Here is a 16324-nt window from a genome sequence, read left to right as displayed (position 1 = left end):
AGCGCCCCGTGCGGCGCACGCATGGCCGGATTCTAGGAGCAGCTGCACCGGGCGGCGGCGCGTGCTCAGCCCACCACGCCGCGCCGGCGCAGGTCGGCGCGCGCGGCCTCGTCGTGCCCCAGCGCGGTGAGCACTTCGTCGGTGTCCTGGCCCGGCGACGGCGCCGGCCGCTCGATGGAAAACTCGAAGCCGGTCATCCTGACTGGGCAGGCCAGCTGAGGCGCACCGCCTTCGGCGGCTGGCGGATGCACCATGCCGCGCGCGATGAAGTTTTCGTGCGCGAGCGCCTCTTCGAGCCGCAGCACGGGCGTGACGCAGCATTGCCGGCCATGGAACACGTCGGCCCAGTACGCGAGCGGCCGCGCTTCGATAAGGGCGGCCACGTCGGCACGCACCCGCTCGGCGGTCGCTCGATCAGGCGGCATGTGCATGGGCTTCAGGTCGGGTCGGTCGAGCACGTCGCAGAAGCGCTCCCAGAACTTGTGCTCGAGCGCACCGACGGACAAGTGGCGTCCGTCTTGCGTGCGGTACATGGCATAGCAGGGCAGCGCCCCACTGAGCTTGTCGAGGCCCGCGCGGCGCGTGGCGCCCTGCGTGGCCAGGGTGACCATCGGCACCAGCGCATGCGCCAGCACGCCGTCGGCCATCGAGATGTCGACATGGCGGCCGGTGCCGGTGCGCGCCGCATCGAACAAGGCTGCGAGGATGCCCATCACGGCATTCATCGAGCCGCCGAGCAGGTCGGCGATGGGCAGGTTGGAGAGGGCGGGACCGGCGTCGTCGCGGCCGATCTGGTCGCTGACGCCGCTCAGCGCGCAGTAGTTCAGGTCGTGCCCCGGCTCGTCGCGGTAAGGCCCGGTCTGGCCGAAGCCGGTGATGCTGCAGTAAACCAGCCGCGGGTTCACCGCCGAAAGCGCGGCATAGCCCACGCCCAGTCTGTCCATCACGCCGGGCCTGAAGCCTTCGACCAGCACGTCGGCGTTTTCGGCCAGCCGGTGCAACAGCGCCACGCCGTCGGCTTGCTTCAGGTCGAGCCGCATGGCTTTCTTGTTGCGCTGGACCATGGCGCGCAAAGCCGGTGCGGCGTAGTCGCCAAGGCCGGTGTCTTCGACCTTGAGCACCTCGGCGCCAAGGTCGGCCAGGTGCAATGTGCAGACCGGACCGGGCAGCAGGCGGGTCAGGTCGAGTACGCGAATGCCGGCCAGCGGCGGGCGCGATGCGCCGGTTGTCTCCATCGAGTTTTTCCTGGGTGAATTTGGAACGGGCGCGTTGCAGTCTAAAAACAGGTGCCTGGCGTGCCCATGGCACAAAGCCTGAAAGCCGTTGGCAGAAAGAATCATTTGCACACACGCTCCGGTCGGTTCAGCCACGCCGAGGGGGCCCTTCGGCAATCGCGAATGGCGCGAATGAGGCACAGCCGGCATGCTCGACGCAACCCATGCCGAACTCCGGCGATTTCAATGACTCAATGACGAATTCATCGACGACATCAAAACCGACCGGCACCGGCGTGCTGGCGCGCCACCAGGCGGAGCTGGACGCTGGCCGCTTTCTCATTCAGCGCTGCGGCGCCTGCCAGCGCGCGGTGTACTTTCCGCGGGTGCTGTGCCCCCATTGCGGCGCTGAAGAGCCCGCGCTGGTGGCACCTGCCGGCACCGGCGCCGTGTATGCCGTGACAACCGTGCGCCGCAAGCCCGAGGCCGGCGGCGACTACAACGTGAGCATCGTCGAGCTGGACGAAGGCGTGCGCCTGATGAGCCGCGTCGAAGGCATGCCGCCGGCCGACGTGCGCATCGGCCTGCGTGTGCGGGCGCGCGTGGTGGTGCCGCCCGGCGGCAGCGGCATGGTGGTTTTCGATGCCATCACGGGAGACGCTGCATGACCACGCTGAAGCAACTGCGCGGCAGCGCTGCCATCGCCGGCGTGGCCACCTACGGCTGCGGCGAATCGCCCGGCCATACCGACATGGAACTGCTGGCTGAAGCCGCGCGCCGTGCCGTGGCCGACGCCGGGCTGGCCATGAAGGACATCGACGGACTTTGCACCGCCAGCGCAAGCGCAACGATGTGGGCCATGCCGGTTGTCGAGTACCTGGGCCTTCGCCCGAGCTACATCGACAGCACCATGCTCGGCGGCTCCAGCTTCATCGCGCACCTGTTGCCGGCCATGCAGGCGCTGGCCAGCGGCCAGTGCAACGCGGTGCTCGTCTGCTACGGAAGCGCGCAGCGCACAGCCACCTTCGGGCGCCGCGAAGTGGTGGCAAGCCGCCGCTACCTCGACCCGCAGCCTTACGAAACGCCTTATGAGCCGATGCAGCCGCTCTCGGCCTATGCGCTGGCCGCGTCGCGCCACATGCACGAGTTCGGCACCACGCGGCGCGACCTTGCCGAAGTGGCGGTGGCCGCACGCGCCTGGGCGCGGCTGAACCCCGAGGCGTTCATGCGCGACCCGCTCTCCATAGACGACGTGCTGAACGCGCGCATGGTTTGCGACCCGCTGACCGTGCGCGACAGCTGCCTGGTGACCGACGGGGCGGGTGCCTTCGTGCTGGTGCGCGCCGACCGCGCGCGGGACTTGCCGCGCGAGCCGGTGCATGTGCTGGGCACCGGCACGGCCGTGTGGAACCGGCAGATTTCATCGATGCACGACCTGACGACGACGGCCGCGCGCGACAGCGGACGTGCCGCATTCGACATGGCAGGTCTCTCGCCGCGCGACATCGACGTGGTGCAGCTGTATGACGCCTTCACCATCAACGTGCTGCTGTTTCTCGAAGACCTGGGCTTCTGCGCCAAGGGCGAGGGCGGGGCCTTCGTGCGCGGCGGCGCCATTGCACCTGGCGGCCGATTGCCGGTCAATACCAACGGTGGCGGGCTGTCTTGCGTGCACCCGGGCATGTACGGCATCTTCGCGTTGATAGAAGCCGTGCGGCAGCTTCGCGGAGAAGGCGGCGACCGGCAGGTGGCCGGTGCCCGCACGGCGCTGGCACATGGCAACGGCGGCACGCTGTCCAGCCAGGCCACGGCAGTGCTCGGGCTCGCGCAAACGTTGTGATGAATGAAGGGCGTCAGCCGTATTCCGCGGCCAGCTCCGTTCGGCCCACCGGCGTGATCTCCCTTACCACCGCGCACTCGTAGTCTTCGAACGAACTGCACAGATCGAGGGGCGGAGAAATCTCCGCCTCGACGCAGCCAATCGCCTTCAGAACAGCGATGGCCTGGATCGCGTCCCGGTCCCGGATATGCACCGGGAGGCTGGCATGCTCGAGTTCGAGCAAATACTCAATGGGTCTGGGTGTTGCTGGCACTGTATGGAAATACTAGCCCAACAACTTCGGCTTGTGCTCAGGGTGTCACCCCAGTAACCGTGCGGAACACGCTACAAGAGGTGTCGGAAAACTCGCACCACTTTCGACTCAATGCGCCTTGGCATGGGTGCATTGGTATTAGCGGTGCAGCGATGCACCGCCGCAAATGGCGATGTCCTGTCCGGTAATGGCTGCGGCCGGCGCCGAGAGAAGAAAGGCGACCAGCGCGGCAATCTCCTCGGGCTGGATCAGCCGCCCGATGGGTGGCAGGCGCGGTGCGCTGCCCGCGCGCGCCGGGTCTTGCAGCATCGCGGTCTGCGTGGCGCCGGGCGACACCACGTTGATGGTGACGCCGCTCGCGGCCACCTCTGCCGCCCAGCTGCGTGCGAGCGCGACCAGCGCCGCCTTGGTGGCGGCGTATTGCCCGCGGCCGGGCATGCCTTGCGCAACACGGCTGCCGACGAACACCACTCGGCCGCTGCCGCGCGCGGCCATCGCGGGCACGAGTGCATCGGCCAGGCGCGTGGCCGCATCGACATGCAGCCGCCACATCAGCTCGCCGCCCGCATGGTCGAGCTGGCCCAGCGGGCCGACGCGCAGGACGCCGGCTGCATGCACCAGCGCGTCGGCGTCTTGCAAGGCGGCCGCGGCGCGCGCAATGGCTTCGGCGTCCGACAGATCCATCGCCATGTGAAGAAAGGCTGCATGCGACAGCGTAGGCGCCGCAAGGTCGAGCCCGCTCACACGCCAGCCTTGTTCCAGCAGATGCGAGGCAATGGCGCGGCCGATACCGCTGCTGCTGCCCGTGACCACCGCATGCGGCGCGGCCTTATTCGACACGGATGTTGCCCTCGGTGATGATTTTCTTCGAGCGCTCCATGTCGGCATGCTGGAACTTGACGAAGTCTTCGACGCTCCCGGGCGTGAGCAGCAGCCCCTGCGCGTTGAGCGTTTCGCGCATGTCGGTGCCAAGCGCCTTGTTCACTTCGGCATTGAGCCGCTGCGTAATGGCCGCAGGCAGCTTGGCCGGGCCCCACAGGCCGTACCAGCTGTAGAACTCGTAGCCCGGAATGCTTTCGCCCACCGTGGGCACGTTCGGCAGGCTGGTGGCGCGGTTGGCCGAAGTAACCGCCACCACGCGCAGCATGCCGCTCTTGTGGTACTGCAGCGAGCCCAGGATGGGGTCGATGAAGCCGTCGATCTGCCCGCCGATCAGGTCCTGGAAGGCCGGTGCCGTGCCCTTGTACGGCACGATGAGGTAGTCGAGCCCGCCCGCGCGCTTGAGCAGCTCGGTCGACAGGTGGCCGGCCGAGCCGATGGAGCCGACCGCGAAGGTCATCTTGCCCGGGTTCGCCTTGGCGTACGAAATGAGCGACTTGACGTCGGTGATCGGCAGGTTCTTGTTGATGGCCACCGACAGCGGCGCCTTGGCCACCAGCGCCACCGGCGTGAAGTCGCGCACCACCTCATAGGGCACAGACTTCATCGTCATCGGCGCCGTGGTGAAAGTCGATGCGTTGAACAGCAGCGTGTAGCCGTCGGCCGGCGCCTTCGACACCACGTCGGCGCCGATCACGCCGTTGCCGCCGGGCCGGTTCTCGACGATGAAGGGCTGGCCGGTCTGGTCGCCGAGCTTCTGCGCAAGCAGGCGCCCCACAGTGTCGAGTGTGCCGCCCGGCGGAAACGGAATGACCACGCGCACGGGCCGCGTGGGCCATGCTTGCGTCTGTGCAAAGCCGCAGGAAGCCGCGCCAAGCGCGAGAACCGCGAGCGTGGCGCGCAGGAAATGGTTGCGTTGCATGTCTCTTGTCTCCTTCTGGTTTTGTGGGGGAGGGCACCGGCAGTGCCGGGCCTCTCGTGATCAGCGCTTCGACAAACCGGCTTGCTGCACCGCGGCGCGCAGCGCCTGCATCTCGCGTTCATTCGGCGCCTCGGTCGGTGGGCGCACCGTGGCGTTGTCGAGCACGCCGGCCAGGAACATGCCGCCCTTCATGCGCGCGTGCGCTTCTCCGGTCGGTTCGCCGCCGCCGTACACCGCGTCTTTCAGCGGCGTGATGAGGGCCTGCACGGCCATGGCCTTCTTCAGGTCGCCGGACTTCACCGCATTCCACAGGTCGATGATCAGCTGCGGTATGAAGGTGGCGAAGCCGACCAGCGCGCCGTCCACGCCTTGCACCATCGAGGCCAGCAGGTATTCATCGTGGCAGGTGAGGATGGCCTTCGACGCATCGGCCTCGCGGATCGCCTGGATATCGCGGGCGTATTTGTTCATGTCGCGCTGGCCGACCTTGAAGGCCTGCAGGTAGGGCAGGCGCGCCAGCTCGGCCAGCAGCTGCGACGAGTAAGAGGCGCGCGTCCAGGCCGGGTACACATGGCAGACCAGGTCGAGTTCCGGTGCGGCGCGGTGAATGGCCTCGAAGTATTGCAGTGCATGGCCGGGCGTGAAGCCGAAGCGCAGCCAGTGGTGGGGCGGCATCACGTCCAGCGCCACGGCGCCGGCGGCCTGGGCGGCGCGTGCATGCTCGGCGGCGTCGGCCAGGCCCTCGCAAACGATGGACGAGATGACCGGCATGCGGCCGCGCAGCTCGTCAGCCACGATGCGGGTCACCTCGGCGCGTTCGGCCGGCGTGAGCGAAAACACCTCGCCGGTGTGGCCGTTGGTCATGACTGCCACCACGCCGTCGTGCCCCGCCAGCCATGAGGCGAGCTTGCGCAGCGCCGGTTCGTCGATGCGGTGGTCGGCCGTGAAGGGGCAGGAAATGGCGGGAATGATCCCGCGATAATTCGCGATGGCAGGCATGCTGTGTCTCCGTTGTGGTTCAAGGTGCAGGAATGGGTGCATCTTTTGCCGGCGGGGCATGCACCGTCCAATACTCGAATCGCATACAACTATTCAACCGATTGCGCAGCACATGGGCCCCGGCAACCGCCCCCTCGACCTCGAATGGCTGGAAGACTTCATTGCCCTGGCCGAGACCGGCAATTTCTCGCGCGCGGCCCAGGTGCGCTCCATCGCGCAGCCTGCGTTCAGCCGGCACATTCGTGCGCTGGAAGAGTGGGTGGGTGTCGACCTGTTCGACCGCAGCGCGCACCCCGCGGCACTGACGGCCGCCGGCAAGCGTTTTGAGCCGCTGCTGAAAGAGCTGCTGGCCGGCCTGGAAGCCGCCCGCATCAAGGCGCGCGCGGCACACGACATGGCCGCGGCCAGCCTGAGATTTGCCGCCACGCATGTGCTGTCGCTGACATTCTTTCCGCGCTGGTTGGGCGCCGTGGAAAGCCGGCTCAGCCTGGGGCCGATCCAGACCATCTCCGACAGCTCGCAGGCCTGCGAAGACCTGATGCAGCAGCGCCGCGTGCAGTTTGTGCTGTGCCACGGCCATGCCGGTGCACCGGGCCGGCTCGACGAAGGGCAATACCCGGTCCTGCGGTTGAGCGAAGACGTGCTGGTTCCGGTTTCCGCACCGGATGCCCAGGGCGTGCCGCTGCATGCGCTTGGCACTGCCCAGGCGCCTTCGGTGCTGGCCTACAGCGACGCATCGGGGCTGGGGCGGATCATGCGGGCAATACAGGACAGCGAGTTCGGCAAGGATTTCGCATCGTCGCTCTCGGTGGTTTTTACGGCGCACCACGCCGCGCTGCTCAGAACCATGGCGCTCGAAGGACGCGGCCTCGCGTGGCTGCCCATGAGCCTGGTCGCGGACGACCTGCGCAGCGGTGCGCTGGTGGATGCCGGCAAGGGCGCCTGGCGGGTGCCGGTGGAAATCCGGCTGTACCGCCAGGCTGCAAGCATGGCCCCGGTGGCCGAGGCGCTGTGGCAACTGGTGAACGAAGGGTCACTCACCCGCTAGTGGAGTGCCTGCCCGGGGCGGCTCGGCTCAGGCCACCGGCGAAATGAACGAGATCAGCCGTCCCATCCGCGCGATGAAATTCGACGTGACGATGAACTGCGGCTTCTCGCGCTTCACATACGGCTCGATCTCCGGCGGCGCATCGGCCGGATACGGAGAGGTGTCGTAGATGTCGCCCACGTGGCGGCTGCGGTACGCCGTGCCGGTGTATGGCGTCGTCGGGCCGTTGCCGCGGTAGGGGTTCACGATCTCCGGCACGGGCGCGGTCCAGTAGTTGCCGTCCACCAGCGCGGCCAGGATCGTCTGCACTTCCGATTCGGGCACCACCGGTGTCTTCAGCACCGCGCCTTCGAACAGGTCCGGAAAATCCACCTCTCGAACGGCGGCAAAGTACTTTGGCAGGGCCCTGGGCGTGGTGGCCCGCAGCGGCGACTTGGCGACCATGGCATCGATCTGCGGCTGCGTCATCGCGTTGAGTTCGTTCAGGCGTGTTTGCAGTGCGGCGGCGTTCACCGACCGGCCCGACGAATAGTGGCTGATCGTGTTGGTGATGTCCTTGTCGAAAAAGTACGCGCCGTTGTGAATGTTGGAGCCATAGCGGTGAATGAACAGCGGCTCGTTTGTGTCGAGCTCGATGAACGTGGCCACGTTGCGCCCGGCCAGCAGCGGGTTGAGGGTCGCGACATCGGCTGGGAGCTGGATCGATGGCGACTTCAGCCAGTCGATCGCCTTTTGCAGCTGCGACAGGTACTTCTTGTCGCCGGTGAGCGTGAAGTAGCCGAACAGCTGCTGGATGTTGGTCTGCGTGGTGTGCGTGGCCAGTGAGCGCGGCTCGTAGGAGCGCGCGCCGGCCGGAGCCCCTGCCGGGCGGCCGTTCGTTACGCGCGACAGGTGCTGAAGGCTCCAGCCCGACTGCAGCGGCAGCGCCGACGAGGTCCACTGCATGCGCTGCATGCAATCCATCGCCCGCGTGATGTTGGCCACCAGGTCGGTGCGGCCCAGCGTCATCACGCACATGGTCAGGAACTTGATGTTCTCGCCCATGACGTCGTCGTTGAAGGTCACATGCAGCGTGTAGTCGCTGTCTTCCATGCCCGCACGCGCGCCCGCGGGCAGCTGCTGCGGGTTGGGCAAGGGCATCGACGTGATCGCGTTCGGGTTGTGCGGAAAGCGCTGCGGCCAACCGCCATCTGCAATGCCGAACTGCGGGCCGAACTGCGCATCGGTGATGAACTTGATGGCCTTCTCGGTTGCGGCCTGGTAGACCGGGTCTTTCTTTTCCAGGTACATGCGCAGCATCAGCTGCGATGCGACGGCGGTCGTGGCGTCGTCGAAGGTGGCATTGCCGTAGTAGTGCTGGAACTCTTCGAGGCGCCAGCCGTTCATGCCGACGGTTTCGTACCAGTGCTGCAGCGACGCTTCGCCGGCGAAGTCGTAGATGTAGTTCCAGCCGCCCGAGCTGTGCTGGGCCGCGGCAACTGCCTTGGCGGTGCGGTCTGCGGCCTGGTAGAAGCGCTCGTCGCCGGTTGCGTGATAGGCATCGAGGTAGATATGGCCGATGGACGATGTGCCCGGTGGCTGCAGCCACAGCATGGTGCGCTTGGCTTCCATTTCGCCGAATGTCTGCAGGAGATCGGGCGAGTACGACCACACGTAGCCGCCTTTGTACGAAACCACTTCGTCCATGTAGGTCGCCGCGCGCTTGAGCCCCGCCGCGGCGGTGGCCTGCGGAGTCGGGGCGGGTGGGGGGGCAGGGGGCGGAGGGGGCGGCGGAACAGGAAACGGGAAGCTGGGCCCGTCATTGCCGCCGCCGCCACAGGCGGCAAGCGCGATGGGAGACAGGACCGAAATTGCAAACTGTCGACGTTTCATGGCATTTCCCTTTATTGATCGAATGTCCGGGGTTGGTCGGGGGGTCATCAGATGTCATACAACATCAGTTGTCATACGACGCGGCGCGCGGATTATTTGGGCAGCTTCAATGCTGCGTCAATCAGGAATTGCGGAGAAATTCGCTTCAAAGTATCACCAGTAGTTACATGGTTGTAGGACAACGTATGAGTCGATGGGTAGGGTTCCACCTTTTCTCACCATTGCGCCGAACGAATGCGAGCCGGTGATAGCGCCGTTGCGTCGGCACTGCCAATCCCGTAGGCTGACTGTCGGCGTCTACACGCGATGCCCGAGCCTGCGAGGCCGCCGGGCAAGCCTTCGGGGCGCCAAGGAGTGCATGCCATGCCAAGCCGATCGAACGGCCTCGCGGCCGAGATGGAAGCAGTGCGAACGTTGGCGCTCGTCGGGCCTGCCGCCGCCGGCAAAAGCTCCCTTGCCGAGGCGTTGCTGCACAAGGCGGGCGCCATCGGGGCGTGCGGCAGCATCGAGCGGGGCAGCACTGTCAGCGACCACGATCCGCTCGAGCGCCGCATGCAGCATTCGCTCAACGCATCGGTGATGCACCTCACGCATGCCGGCACGCGCATCCACTTCATCGACACTCCCGGCGGGCCCGACTTTCTGGGCCAGAGCCTGCCCGCGCTGGAGGCCGTGGAAACGGCGGCCGTGGTCATCAATGCCGCTGCCGGCATCGAGCCGATGGCGGTGCGCATGATGGAGTACGCGGCCTCGCGCCACCTTGCCCGCATGATCATCGTCAACCGCATCGACGCGCAGGGCATCTCGCTTGCTGGGCTGCTGGCTGATATCCAGGCGACCTTCGGCCGCGAATGCCTGCCGCTCAACCTGCCCGACGGAGTCAACAGGCAGGTGGTTGACTGTTTCTTCAACCGCTTCGGGCGGTCCGACTTCGGGCCTGTCGAAGCGGCACATCGGGCGCTCGTGGAGCAGGTGGTAGAGGTGGACGCCGCCTTTGTCGACCGCTACCTCGAAGAGGGCGACGTGGACCCGTCAGAGCTGCATGCGCCTCTCGAGCAGGCGCTGCGCGAAGGCCACCTGATTCCGGTTTGCTTTGTCTCGGCGCGCAGCGGCGCCGGTGTGGCCGAGCTGCTCGACATCATCGTCAAGCTGCTGCCCGACCCCACCGAAGGCAATCCGCCGGAGTTCTTGCTGGGCGAGGGCGCAGAGGCCAAGCCGTTGGAGGTCAAGCCCGACCCGTCGCTCCACGTGCTCGCGCATGTGTTCAAGGTCACGGTCGATCCCTATGTGGGCAAGATGGGCATCTTTCGCGTGCACCAGGGCACGCTCACGCGAGACAGCCAGCTCTACATCGGCGACGGCCGCAAGCCCTTCAAGGTGGGACACCTGTTCATGCTGCAGGGCAAAGACCATGTGGAGGTTTCGCATGCGGTGCCGGGCGACATCGTGGCGGTGGCAAAGGTGGAGGAGATTCATTTCGATGCCGTGCTGCACGACGCCGCGGAAGACAGCCACGTGCATCTGGCACCGCTCCCTTTTCCGGTGCCGGTGTACGGCCTGGCCGTGGAGCCCAAGCGCCATGGAGACGAACAGCGCGCGTGGGAAATCCTGGGCAAGCTCGCGGCCGAAGACCCGTGCCTGCGCATCGAGCATGTGGCGGCCACCAACGAGACGGTGCTCTACGGGCTTGGCGAGCTGCACCTGCGCATCGTGCTCGAGCGCCTGCGCGAGGTGTATCGCTTCGAGGTGCTGACGCGGCCGCCCCGCATTGCTTATCGCGAGACCATTGCAGCGCCGGCCGAAGGCCACCACCGCCACAAGAAGCAGACCGGCGGCGCCGGGCAGTTCGGCGAAGTCTTCCTGCGCATCGAGCCATTGGCGCGGGGTGCCGGCTTTCAGTTTGCCGATGAAGTCAGGGGCGGTGCGATTCCGGGCCAGTTCATTCCCGCGGTGGAAAAAGGCGTGCGCGAAGTGCTGGCGAGCGGCGCGATTGCCGGCTACCCCGTGGTCGACGTGCGCGTGGTGGTGTACGACGGCAAGCACCACAGCGTCGACAGCAAGGACATTGCCTTTGCAACCGCCGGCCGCAAGGCCTTCATGGCAGCCATCCGCGAGGCTCGGCCGGTCGTGCTCGAACCGATCGTCGAGATCGGTATCGACGTGCCCGAGCATTCCGTCGGCGATGTCACGAGCGATCTGTCTTCACGCCGCGGCCTGGTCACAGGTACATCGGACCTGGGAGTGGGCACCGTGAGCATCGGCGGCCAGGTGCCCATGGCCGAACTGGCCAACTACCAGTCGCGCCTCAACGCAATGACCAGCGGCCAGGGGCGCTACACCATTGCGCTGTCGCACTATGAAGCCGTGCCGCCAGGGGTTCAGCAAACGCTGATGGGGCAATACCGGGTGCACGAAGACGAGTAGCAGGCCACTGGCCGCGTGGGCCGCTCACCGGGTTCGCCGCTAACCTTGCTTGCGGTAGCCCAGCAGCTCGCTGACCGCGCGGGCTTCCTGCCGCACCGCGGTGGCAATGGGGCCGTCGATGGCGGGGTCGAAGCCACCTGTCGCTCCCAGTGCCGTCAGCACCGCGCACACGCGGCCCGCGTAGTCGTAGACCGGCGCTGCCACGGCGCTGATGCCGCGCAGGTAGGTGTCCTTCACGCTCGCGCAGTGCGCCTTCTGTACGTCGCGGCGCAGTTGTCCGATGGGGTCGGCCGCATCGAGCGTGGCGCGCATGTCTTCAGGCGATTCGGCGAGCTCCTGCTCGGCGAGCGCCAACACCCGCGACTCGTCGAGCAGGCCCAGGAAAGCGCGGCCCGTGGCCGACCAGAGGATCGACATCACCGAGCCGGCGCGCACGTTCACCGTGACAGGCAGGCCCGGCTCCTCGAAGCGAACGATGGTCGGCCCCTTGTTGCCCATGACGGCGACAAAGCAAGTGACCTCCAGCGACTCGCGCAGCCGTACCAGGCAAGGCTCGGCCGCGCGAATCGGGTCGGCCTGGCGCATGGCCGCCAGGCCGATCTGGATGGCCTCGGTGCCCAGGTAGTAGTGCTGCGAGACGGCGTCCTGCAGCACCAGTCCTTCCTCCATCAGGCTCGCAAGGTAGCGGTGCACCTTGGCCGGGCTTTCGGCGACATGGGCCGAAAGGGCGGTAAGGCTGCTGCGGCCGCCCAGGTGGGCGAGGCCCTTGAGCACCGCCATGCCCGTTTCGGCCGATTGCACGCGCTGTCGGCGCTCGCGGATTACGGGAGAAAGAGAAGAGGGCTCCGGGGCTTTGGTCATGTGCGCCTGATGTTAGTTGCTGGGGCTGAGCGGCAAGGGGAGCGTTCGGATACAGGGTTAGCCCTCAAGAATCATCATTACGCAATGCGTATGATATTTACGCAATACGAAACTACGCTAACTGGAGACTTTCATGAAAAACCGTCTTGCCCGCTGCCTCGCCGTTCTCTCCCTCCTTGCCGCGGCCGGCGTCAGCGCCCAGACCTTTCCGGCCAAGCCGATCCGCTGGCTCGTTCCCTACGCGGCAGGTGGCGGCTCCGACTTTTTGGCGCGCACGGTCGCGCAGACACTCTCCACCCAAGTCGGCCAGCCGGTGCTGGTGGACAACAAGCCCGGCGGCAACACTGCGCTGGCTGCGGCTGAAACAGCACGCGCACCGGCCGATGGCTACACCGTGCTGTCTGCCGACAACGGCACACTGGTGTTCAACCCGGCGCTGTACAAGTCGCTCTCGTACAGCCCCACCAAGGACCTGACGCCGGTTACGCTGATGGGCAAGTTTCCGATGATCCTGGTGGTCGGCGCCAATTCAGGCATTGCTTCGGCCAAGGACTTCATCGCCAAGGCCAAGGCAAAGCCGGGCGACGTGAGCTACGCCTCGGCAGGCGCAGGCAGCCCGCATCACCTGGCAATGGAACTGCTCAAGGTAGAGGCCGGCCTGTTCATGGTTCATGTGCCGTACCGCGGTGCCGCGCCGGCGTTGGCCGACGTGGTGGGTGGACAGCTGCCGGCCATGATGGTCGACCTGGCGGCCGGTGCCGGGTTCATCAAGGGCGGCAAGGTCCGTGCGCTGGCGGTGGCCAACCCCACGCGCCTGCCGCAGCTGCCCGATGTGCCCACCTTCGCCGAGCTCGGCTACAAGAACGTCGAAGCCGCGGCGCTGGTCGGCGTGGTGGTGCCCTCGGCCACGCCGCCTGAGGTGGTGAACACGCTCAATCGCCAACTGGTGGCTGCGATCAACGAGCCCTCTGTGCGCACGCGCATGATCGATTTTGGCGTCGAGCCAGTGGCCAACACGCCCGCCCAATATGCCGCGCTGCTGAAGAGCGAAACGGTGCGCTGGCACAAGCTGATTCGCGACCTGAAGATCACGCTCGACTGACGCGACCCGAGAGACCGCCCATGTCCGATACCGCCAATCTCCCGCGCTCGACAGGCTGTCCGGTCGCCCACGGGCCGCTGTCGTCCGAACGCACGCCCACCGGCTGCCCCGTGAGCGCGCGCGCCGCCGAGTTCGATCCCTTCGAAGACGGCTACCAGCAAGACCCGCCCGAATACGTGCGCTGGGCGCGCGAGAAAGAGCCGATCTTCTACAGCCCCAAGCTCGGCTACTGGGTGATCACGCGCTATGACGACATCAAGGCGGTGTTTCGCGACAACATCACCTTCAGCCCCTCGAACGCCCTGGAAAAAATCACGCCGACGAGCGACGAGGCCAACGCCGTGCTCGCCTCGTACGGTTTTGCGCTCAACCGCACGCTGGTGAACGAAGACGAGCCCGCCCACATGCCGCGCCGGCGCGTGTTGATGGACCCGTTCACGCCCGAGGCGCTCAAGCACCACGAGCCGATGGTGCGCGAACTGGCCCGCACCTATATCGACCGCTTCATCGACGACGGCAAGGCCGATCTGGTGGACCAGATGCTGTGGGAAATTCCGCTGACGGTGGCGCTGCATTTCCTGGGCGTGCCCGAGGAAGACATGGACACGCTGCGCAAGTATTCGATTGCGCACACCGTCAACACCTGGGGCCGGCCCAAGCCGGAGGAGCAGGTGGCCGTGGCGCATGCGGTCGGCAACTTCTGGCAGTACGCCGGCAAGGTGCTCGAAAAGATGCGGCAAGACCCCGACGCGCCCGGATGGATGCAATACGGCATCCGCAAGCAGAAGCAGCACCCCGAGGTGGTGACGGATTCGTACCTGCACTCGATGATGATGGCCGGCATTGTGGCCGCGCACGAGACCACGGCCAATGCCACTGCCAACGCGGTGAAGCTGCTGCTGCAGCACCCCAAGGCGTGGCAGGAGCTGTGCGAAGACCCGAGCCTCATTCCCAACGCGGTGGAAGAGTGCCTGCGGCACAACGGATCGGTGGCCGCGTGGCGGCGCCTCGTCACCAGGGACACGCAGGTGGGCGGCGTCGATCTGCCGGCCGGTTCGCGGCTCCTGATCGTCACTTCGTCGGCCAACCACGACGAGGCGCATTTTGCCGATGCCGACCTGTTCGACATCCGCCGCGACAACGCGAGCGACCACCTGACCTTCGGCTACGGGTCGCACCAGTGCATGGGCAAGAACCTTGCGCGCATGGAAATGCAGGTCTTCCTCTCCGAGTTCACGCGGCGGCTGCCGCACATGCGGCTTGCGCAGCAGCGCTTCACCTATGTACCGAACACCTCGTTCCGCGGGCCCGAGCACCTGTGGGTCGAGTGGGACCCTGCGGCCAACCCGGAACGCCGGAATCCGGCGCTCCGCGAGGCGCAGTTGCCGGTGCGCATCGGCGAAACCTCGCGGCATGCCGTGTCGCGGCCCGTGGTGGTGGAGCGCGTCACGCGCGTGGCCGAGGGCGTGGTGAAGCTGCGCCTGGTGTCACCCGACGGCAAGCCGCTGCCGCGCTGGACCGCGGGTTCGCACATCGATGTGGAATGCGGCTCGCCCGAGCTGTCGCGCCAGTATTCCCTCTGCGGCGACCCGGACGATGCCGGCGCGCTGGAGATTGCGGTGCTGCACGAGCCCGAGGGCCGCGGCGGCTCTGCCTGGGTGCACGCGCAAGTGAAAGCCGGCGACCGGCTCCGCATTCGCGGGCCGCGCAATCACTTTCGCCTCGACGAGTCGCTGAAGAAGGCGATCTTCATTGCGGGCGGCATCGGCATCACGCCCGTGAGCGCAATGGCGCGCCGCGCGAAGGCGCTGGGCATCGACTACGAGCTGCACTACAGCGGCCGCAGCCGCAGGCACATGGCCTTTCTCGACGAGCTCGCGGCGTTGCACGGGGAGCGGCTGCACGTCTATGCGCGCGACGAAGGCCGGCGCTGCGATCTGCCGTCGCTGCTTGCCGAACCGGTGCCTGGTGCCCAGGTCTATGCGTGCGGTCCGCTGCGGATGCTCGAGGCGCTCGAAGGCTGCTGCGCCGCATGGCCCGAAGGCGCCTTGCGCGTCGAGCATTTCGAATCGACGCTGGCCACGCTCGACCCTTCGAAGGAACATGCGTTCGAAGTCGAGCTGAAGGATTCAGGCCTGGTCGTCACGGTGCCGCCGCACCAGACACTGCTGTCCGCCTTGCGCGCGGCAAACGTCGATGTGCAGAGCGATTGCGAGGAGGGCCTTTGCGGTTCGTGCGAAGTGCGGGTGCTGTCCGGCAACGTCGACCATCGCGACATGGTGCTGACCCGACCGGAGCGTGAGGCCAACACGCGGATGATGGCCTGCTGTTCGCGTGCTTGCGAGGGGCGGCTGGTGCTGGAGCTCTAGGCAAGCAAGACTCGGCAACTCAGCCCCGGCGGAACATCGTTCGTCGCGTGTTCCGGAAAGCCGGCCGGACCCTTGCACTCCACGCCGTTGCGCGAACGGCTAGCCATGCGGGGCTGCCCAGGGCGTCTGGACTCGCGAGGTCGTAGCAAGCGTAGTAGCGCGGAGAGCCCGTTGCGTCGAGGTAGCGCGCTGCGCGTACCGTTCCGGGAACGGAAGCCAGGCCAGGCAGATGCTCCTGTGCATACCAGGCGTTCAAGTCGTCTTCGTGCCCCGCCAGCACATCGGTTTCGACGATGTAGTGATAGGGCGCGCCCTGGCCCGCAGACGCGCCATCGAGCATCTGAAGGCACCGCAACCGGTGCCGTGATGTGCCTGACCCCGTGGCATGCCTTTCCAGATCGGCGCCGTCCGGTGCGTACACGTAAGTCCAGGGGCCTTCCAGCGACTGCCAGCATTGCGTGCCGGGTGCAAGGTGGACGGCGTCAGGCAGCGCGCCGGTCGCGGCATCATGCTTGAAAAGCCAGAGATCTTTCATTTGCCG

Annotated in this window: 14 protein-coding genes; 6 read left to right on the top strand and 8 right to left on the bottom strand. The window is 66.6% G+C overall.

Features of this window, described 5'->3' with window-relative positions; genetic code table 11:
- Positions 1 to 65 precede the first annotated feature (65 nt).
- A complete protein-coding gene (locus QHG62_RS10795) occupies positions 66 to 1235 on the bottom strand; it encodes a CaiB/BaiF CoA transferase family protein (protein WP_281150854.1) in 1170 nt (389 codons plus the stop codon).
- A gap of 233 nt (positions 1236 to 1468) precedes the next feature.
- Between QHG62_RS10795 and QHG62_RS10790 the strand changes: the two genes are divergently transcribed.
- Together QHG62_RS10790 and QHG62_RS10785 are read left to right on the top strand one after the other, a co-directional pair.
- The gene (locus QHG62_RS10790; protein WP_281150853.1) at positions 1469 to 1882 is read left to right on the top strand and encodes a Zn-ribbon domain-containing OB-fold protein; all 414 of its coding nucleotides are present in this window, start codon (positions 1469 to 1471) and stop codon (positions 1880 to 1882) included.
- Positions 1879 to 3054, top strand: coding sequence for a thiolase (locus tag QHG62_RS10785; RefSeq protein ID WP_281150852.1), 1176 nt, complete (start codon positions 1879 to 1881; stop codon positions 3052 to 3054). Before QHG62_RS10790 ends, QHG62_RS10785 begins: the two co-directional genes overlap by 4 nt.
- A 13-nt stretch (positions 3055 to 3067) precedes the next feature.
- On the opposite strand, the gene QHG62_RS10780 is transcribed toward QHG62_RS10785, so the two are convergent.
- The 4 genes from QHG62_RS10780 to QHG62_RS10765 all read right to left on the bottom strand — a co-directional run bounded on the left by QHG62_RS10780 (position 3068) and on the right by QHG62_RS10765 (position 6107).
- Positions 3068 to 3277 (bottom strand): hypothetical protein, encoded by a 210-nt coding sequence (locus QHG62_RS10780; RefSeq protein ID WP_258506329.1) that lies wholly within the window; start codon positions 3275 to 3277, stop codon positions 3068 to 3070.
- A 168-nt stretch (positions 3278 to 3445) separates the two neighbouring features.
- Positions 3446 to 4147 (bottom strand): SDR family NAD(P)-dependent oxidoreductase, encoded by a 702-nt coding sequence (locus QHG62_RS10775; RefSeq protein ID WP_281150851.1) that lies wholly within the window; start codon positions 4145 to 4147, stop codon positions 3446 to 3448.
- Positions 4137 to 5108: a Bug family tripartite tricarboxylate transporter substrate binding protein gene (locus QHG62_RS10770; protein ID WP_281150850.1), complete on the bottom strand. Its 972-nt coding sequence runs from the start codon at positions 5106 to 5108 to the stop codon at positions 4137 to 4139. The genes QHG62_RS10775 and QHG62_RS10770 overlap by 11 nt, the downstream gene beginning before the upstream one ends.
- A gap of 60 nt (positions 5109 to 5168) precedes the next feature.
- Entirely contained in the window at positions 5169 to 6107 is a 939-nt protein-coding gene (locus QHG62_RS10765; RefSeq protein WP_281150849.1) for a dihydrodipicolinate synthase family protein, read from the bottom strand.
- 112 nt (positions 6108 to 6219) lie between these two features.
- Between QHG62_RS10765 and QHG62_RS10760 the strand changes: the two genes are divergently transcribed.
- Positions 6220 to 7155 (top strand): LysR family transcriptional regulator, encoded by a 936-nt coding sequence (locus tag QHG62_RS10760; RefSeq protein WP_281150848.1) that lies wholly within the window; start codon positions 6220 to 6222, stop codon positions 7153 to 7155.
- A gap of 27 nt (positions 7156 to 7182) precedes the next feature.
- On the opposite strand, the gene QHG62_RS10755 is transcribed toward QHG62_RS10760, so the two are convergent.
- On the bottom strand, positions 7183 to 9027 hold the full coding sequence (locus tag QHG62_RS10755; protein WP_281150847.1) for a pectate lyase: 1845 nt from the start codon (positions 9025 to 9027) through the stop codon (positions 7183 to 7185).
- A gap of 363 nt (positions 9028 to 9390) precedes the next feature.
- Between QHG62_RS10755 and fusA the strand changes: the two genes are divergently transcribed.
- Positions 9391 to 11451: an elongation factor G gene (gene fusA, locus QHG62_RS10750; protein WP_281150846.1), complete on the top strand. Its 2061-nt coding sequence runs from the start codon at positions 9391 to 9393 to the stop codon at positions 11449 to 11451.
- Positions 11452 to 11490: 39 nt separating this feature from the next.
- Here the strand turns inward: fusA and QHG62_RS10745 are convergent, their stop codons facing one another.
- Positions 11491 to 12312, bottom strand: coding sequence for an IclR family transcriptional regulator (locus QHG62_RS10745; protein ID WP_281150845.1), 822 nt, complete (start codon positions 12310 to 12312; stop codon positions 11491 to 11493).
- Positions 12313 to 12445: 133 nt separating this feature from the next.
- Between QHG62_RS10745 and QHG62_RS10740 the strand changes: the two genes are divergently transcribed.
- Both QHG62_RS10740 and QHG62_RS10735 read left to right on the top strand, forming a co-directional pair.
- The gene (locus QHG62_RS10740) at positions 12446 to 13414 is read left to right on the top strand and encodes a Bug family tripartite tricarboxylate transporter substrate binding protein (protein WP_281150844.1); all 969 of its coding nucleotides are present in this window, start codon (positions 12446 to 12448) and stop codon (positions 13412 to 13414) included.
- Positions 13415 to 13434: 20 nt separating this feature from the next.
- The gene (locus QHG62_RS10735; RefSeq protein ID WP_281150843.1) at positions 13435 to 15783 is read left to right on the top strand and encodes a cytochrome P450/oxidoreductase; all 2349 of its coding nucleotides are present in this window, start codon (positions 13435 to 13437) and stop codon (positions 15781 to 15783) included.
- A 19-nt stretch (positions 15784 to 15802) separates the two neighbouring features.
- Here QHG62_RS10735 and QHG62_RS10730 read toward each other — a convergent pair whose 3' ends face one another.
- Entirely contained in the window at positions 15803 to 16318 is a 516-nt protein-coding gene (locus QHG62_RS10730) for a DUF4286 family protein (RefSeq protein WP_281150842.1), read from the bottom strand.
- Positions 16319 to 16324 lie beyond the last annotated feature (6 nt).

The sequence above is a fragment of the Variovorax paradoxus genome (assembly GCF_029919115.1).
Taxonomy (GTDB): Bacteria; Pseudomonadota; Gammaproteobacteria; order Burkholderiales; family Burkholderiaceae_C; genus Variovorax; species Variovorax paradoxus_O.
The sequence above is the reverse complement of the archived record's forward strand: the minus strand, read 5'-3'. Positions and strand labels throughout refer to the sequence as shown.

Bases quoted from the DNA above. Each gene is read 5' to 3' on its own strand.
- QHG62_RS10755 (WP_281150847.1), bottom strand. From the start codon at position 9,027: ATGAAACGTCGACAGTTTGCAATTTCGGTCCTGTCTCCCATCGCGCTT.
- QHG62_RS10760 (WP_281150848.1), top strand. From the start codon at position 6,220: ATGGGCCCCGGCAACCGCCCCCTCGACCTCGAATGGCTGGAAGACTTC.
- QHG62_RS10785 (WP_281150852.1), top strand. From the start codon at position 1,879: ATGACCACGCTGAAGCAACTGCGCGGCAGCGCTGCCATCGCCGGCGTG.
- QHG62_RS10730 (WP_281150842.1), bottom strand. From the start codon at position 16,318: ATGAAAGATCTCTGGCTTTTCAAGCATGATGCCGCGACCGGCGCGCTG.
- fusA (WP_281150846.1), top strand. From the start codon at position 9,391: ATGCCAAGCCGATCGAACGGCCTCGCGGCCGAGATGGAAGCAGTGCGA.
- QHG62_RS10745 (WP_281150845.1), bottom strand. From the start codon at position 12,312: ATGACCAAAGCCCCGGAGCCCTCTTCTCTTTCTCCCGTAATCCGCGAG.
- QHG62_RS10795 (WP_281150854.1), bottom strand. From the start codon at position 1,235: ATGGAGACAACCGGCGCATCGCGCCCGCCGCTGGCCGGCATTCGCGTA.
- QHG62_RS10740 (WP_281150844.1), top strand. From the start codon at position 12,446: ATGAAAAACCGTCTTGCCCGCTGCCTCGCCGTTCTCTCCCTCCTTGCC.
- QHG62_RS10765 (WP_281150849.1), bottom strand. From the start codon at position 6,107: ATGCCTGCCATCGCGAATTATCGCGGGATCATTCCCGCCATTTCCTGC.
- QHG62_RS10790 (WP_281150853.1), top strand. From the start codon at position 1,469: ATGACGAATTCATCGACGACATCAAAACCGACCGGCACCGGCGTGCTG.
- QHG62_RS10770 (WP_281150850.1), bottom strand. From the start codon at position 5,108: ATGCAACGCAACCATTTCCTGCGCGCCACGCTCGCGGTTCTCGCGCTT.
- QHG62_RS10735 (WP_281150843.1), top strand. From the start codon at position 13,435: ATGTCCGATACCGCCAATCTCCCGCGCTCGACAGGCTGTCCGGTCGCC.